General features: G+C 62.4%; 4 protein-coding genes. 2 read left to right on the top strand and 2 right to left on the bottom strand.

Annotated features, from left to right (window positions below):
• Together Y703_RS21805 and Y703_RS20540 are read left to right on the top strand one after the other, a co-directional pair.
• Positions 1-1147, top strand: a 1147-nt coding sequence (locus tag Y703_RS21805; protein WP_035765712.1) for an MMPL family transporter, incomplete at its 5' end; no start/stop codon positions are given.
• 59 nt (positions 1148-1206) lie between these two features.
• Positions 1207-1815: a TetR/AcrR family transcriptional regulator gene (locus Y703_RS20540; RefSeq protein WP_051427698.1), complete on the top strand. Its 609-nt coding sequence runs from the start codon at positions 1207-1209 to the stop codon at positions 1813-1815.
• Positions 1816-1891: 76 nt separating this feature from the next.
• On the opposite strand, the gene Y703_RS0116585 is transcribed toward Y703_RS20540, so the two are convergent.
• Both Y703_RS0116585 and Y703_RS20535 read right to left on the bottom strand, forming a co-directional pair.
• Positions 1892-3385, bottom strand: a complete 1494-nt coding sequence (locus tag Y703_RS0116585; RefSeq protein ID WP_026553601.1) for a catalase — start codon at positions 3383-3385, stop codon at positions 1892-1894.
• Between the two features lie 65 nt (positions 3386-3450).
• The coding region (locus Y703_RS20535) for a Fur family transcriptional regulator (RefSeq protein WP_035765709.1) at positions 3451-3797 on the bottom strand (347 nt) is incomplete at its 5' end.

Raw genomic sequence — 3797 nt, 5'->3', positions numbered from 1 at the left:
CTTCGCCACCCGCAAGCCGATCCTCACCCTGATCGCGGGTATCGCCGCCCTGGCGGTGATCGCGCTTCCTGCGCTCGATCTTCGGGTGGGCTTGCCCGACGGCGGGTCCGAACCCGTCGACTCCACTGCCTACCAGGCCTATGACTTGGCCGGAGAGTACTTCGGCGAAGGGACCAACGGGCCGCTGCTCGTGGTTGCTGAACTTCCGGCCACCGAGACTGACGCTGAGGTCAGTGAGCTCCAGCTGGAGATCGTTGACCGCCTCGCGGCTGTAGAGAATACTGCAACTGCTGTGCCAGCGGGCCTGAGCGAGGACCAACGCACCGGGATCTTCCAGGTCATCCCGACCGAGGGTCCAGCCAGCGAGAGCACCGAGGAACTGGTCCGCGAACTTCGTGACTCTGCTCCAGCCATCGAGGCTGATACCGGTGCGCTCATCTCGGTCACAGGTCAGACCGCAGCAAACATCGATGTGTCAGAGAAGCTGATGGAAGCGATGCCCCTCTACCTTGGGATTGTCGTCGGGCTGTCATTGGTTTTGCTGTTGCTCGTATTCCGCTCGATCCTTGTCCCGCTGATCGCTACAGCAGGATTCCTGCTCTCACTGCTCGCAAGCTTCGGCGCGACGGTTGCCATCTACCAGTGGGGCTGGTTCGGCGACATCTTCGGGGTGGCCAACCCGGGACCAATTCTGAGCTTCCTGCCGATCATCCTGATTGGTGTCCTGTTTGGCCTCGCCATGGATTACCAGATGTTCTTGGTCTCCGGCATGCGGGAGGCATGGGTGCACGGCAGCAGCGCCAAGAGCGCTGTGCGGGTGGGCTTCAGCCACGGCGCACGGGTGGTCACGGCTGCGGCGATCATCATGGTCGCGGTCTTTGCAGGGTTCGTGTTCTCGCACCTGACCATGGTGCGGCCCATCGGGTTTGGGCTGGCCTTCGGTGTTCTGGTCGACGCGTTTGTGGTCAGGATGACCCTGGTTCCCGCCGCCATGTACCTGCTGGGCCGGCATGCCTGGTGGTTACCGAAGTGGCTGGACCGCATCCTGCCCGACGTCGACGTTGAGGGAGCTCGACTGTCGCGGTCGGTGCCGCTCGACCCAACCACAGCTCCTAACGATTCCGATAAGGTAACGGCCACGGGCTGAGGGTTCGATCGAGCATTATCCGTCTCGAGTGAGTGCTAAGCCAACGTACTATTCAGGATATGGCGCGACCACCGAACCCGGAACGCAAGAGGGAACTGCTCGACCAGATTCTCGACTATTTGCTGGACAAAACCTTCGCCGGACTCAGCTTCCGAACACTGGCGGACGGTCTTGGCATCAGCAGCTATGTGCTGGTCTACCACTTCGGCAATCGTGAGGAACTGGTTAACCAGATCGTCACCCACATCGAGAAGCGCCAGGATTCAATCAAACTGCCGGACCCGCGTGAGCTCGGTAGGGAAGCGTTTCGCGATTGGTCACTTGCCTCGTGGGGCTGGGGACTGATCGAGCGCAACCGCCAGTTGCAGCGACTGGAGTTTGAGGCATCGCTCCATGATGCGGTACACGACACACCGCGGGAGAGCGCGGTGGCGAAGTTCGAGTACTGGCATGGGTTCATTCGTGACTGGCTCGTGGCACAGGGGGTGTCCACTGGCCGGGCGGACACGGCCGCTCGAGTACATATATCGGGGATCTACGGTCTGCAGTATGACTTTGTCGTCAACCGTGACCGCGAGGCGGTTGAGGCTGCCCTGCTCCTGATGCTGGACTATTTCTTCGACGTCGTTGACCAGGCAACTCGGCCGCAGCAGGAGCAACCAGCCTGACGGGGTTAAACGAAAGGAAAGGCGGGCCCTTGGGTGCCCGCCTTTCCTTTTACCCGGTTAGCGGGCGCTCACACGGTTAGAGCTTGTTTGCAGCTTCTGCCTGGGTGTTGCCACCGTTGGCATCGGTGCCCAGCGCCGCGCGGAGCTTGGCTCCGAGTTCGGCGTCGACACTGGTCCAGTAGGCGATAGCTCGTTCCCGGATGGCGTCGATCGTGACGCCTCCGACGGCACCGGTGATGGTGTCGAGGAAGCGAGCCCTCTCGCCGTCGTCGAATACGTCACGGTACAGAGTGCCCGCCTGGCCGAAGTCGTCATCTTCAGCGTGGAGGCTGTGAGCGGCACGCACCAGATCGCCGTCGTTCTCCCAGCCGCCGTGAGGGCCATACTGGGCGGGGTCAGCGACGGGGCCGCCGACCGAGTTAGGTGCGTAGACCGGGGTGGACGGGGAGTTGAAGGAGTACCGTGCCGCTCCGTCTTTGGAGTAGTTACGAACCTCGTTCTTGGGCGCATTCACTGGCAACTGCGCGTGGTTGGTGCCGACGCGGTAGCGGTGGGCGTCGGCGTAGGAGAAGATCCGGGCCTGCAGCATCCGGTCAGGGCTGGCAGCGATACCCGGTACGAAGTTCGACGGCGCGAAGGTGGCCTGCTCGATCTGCGCGAAGTAGTTCTCCGGGTTGCGGTTCAGGGTCAGTTTACCAACGGGGATCAGCGGGTAGTCTGCCTGTGGCCAGACCTTGGTGAGATCGAACGGGTTGAAACGGTAATCCTTGGCGTCATCAAACGGCATCACCTGGACCTTCAGATCCCAGCTGGGGAAGTTGCCAGCTGTGATGTTCTCGGAGAGGTCGCGGAGGTGGTGGTCGGCGTCCGAGCCAGCGAGTGCCTCGGCCTGATCGCCGGTAAGCACTTCGTGGCCCTGGTTGGACTTGAAGTGGTACTTGACCCAGAACTTCTCGCCGCCTTCGTTGATCCACATGTAGGTGTGTGAACCGTAGCCGTTCATGGTGCGCCATGAGTTGGGCAGGCCACGATCGCCCATCAGCCAGGTCACCTGGTGGGCTGACTCGGGGCTGAGCGTCCAGAAATCCCACTGCATGTCGGGGTCGCGAAGGTTCGTGCCCGGGAGTCGCTTCTGGGAGTGGATGAAGTCGGGGAACTTGATGCCGTCCCGGATGAAGAACACCGGGGTGTTGTTGCCGACCAGGTCATAGTTGCCCTCGTCGGTGTAAAACTTCAGTGCGAACCCGCGGGGGTCGCGCCAGGTGTCGGGGGAGCCCTGCTCGCCAGCGACCGAGGAGAAACGCAGTAGCGTTTCGGTGGTGGCTCCCGGCTGGAACAGTGATGCCCTGGTGTACTGGCTGACATCCGAGGTGGTCTCGAACACGCCGAATGCGCCGCCACCCTTGGCGTGGACTACCCTCTCGGGGACACGCTCGCGGTTGAACTGCGCCAGCTTTTCAATCAGGTAGTGGTCTGTGAGCGGAATCGCGCCGTCACGGCCCAGGCTGGCTGAATTGGCGTCGTCGACGACTGGTGCTCCGGATTGGGTAGTGCTGAAGTTCGTGGACATCTGTCTCCTCTGTTGCAGGGTTGGGGATTTGGGGTGGATTGTAGTGGGAGTGGAATGTGGGGCCGTCAGCGGCACTCGGCGCAGAGGCCCTGATAGACGACGTCCGCAATCTGGATGGTCATCGGGGCGGTGCCGGCGGGCCACTGTGGAGTGAGGCAGGGGGAGTGGCCGACGGCGCAGTCGACGTCCTCAATGCGGCCGCACCCTGTGCAGACTGCGTGGTGGTGGTTGTCATCAACCCGGGTCTCGTAGCGGGCCGGGGAGTGGGGAGTCTCGATCCGGCGCAGTAATCCCAGCGCTGTGAGGTCGGCCAGCACCACATAGACCGACTGCACAGTGATTTCCGGCAACCCGACGCGCACGCTGGCTGTAATGTCTTCGGTGGTGGCATGCGGCGAGAGTTCGACGGCGG

Origin of the sequence: Arthrobacter sp. H20 (genome assembly GCF_000520515.1) — a bacterium.
Taxonomy (GTDB): domain Bacteria; phylum Actinomycetota; class Actinomycetes; order Actinomycetales; family Micrococcaceae; genus Arthrobacter_D.
The sequence above is the reverse complement of the archived record's forward strand: the minus strand, read 5'-3'. Positions and strand labels throughout refer to the sequence as shown.

What these genes read in the sequence shown, in the direction of transcription:
- Y703_RS0116585 (WP_026553601.1), bottom strand. Translation starts at nt 3,385, where the DNA reads ATGTCCACGAACTTCAGCACTACCCAATCCGGAGCACCAGTCGTCGAC.
- Y703_RS20540 (WP_051427698.1), top strand. Translation starts at nt 1,207, where the DNA reads ATGGCGCGACCACCGAACCCGGAACGCAAGAGGGAACTGCTCGACCAG.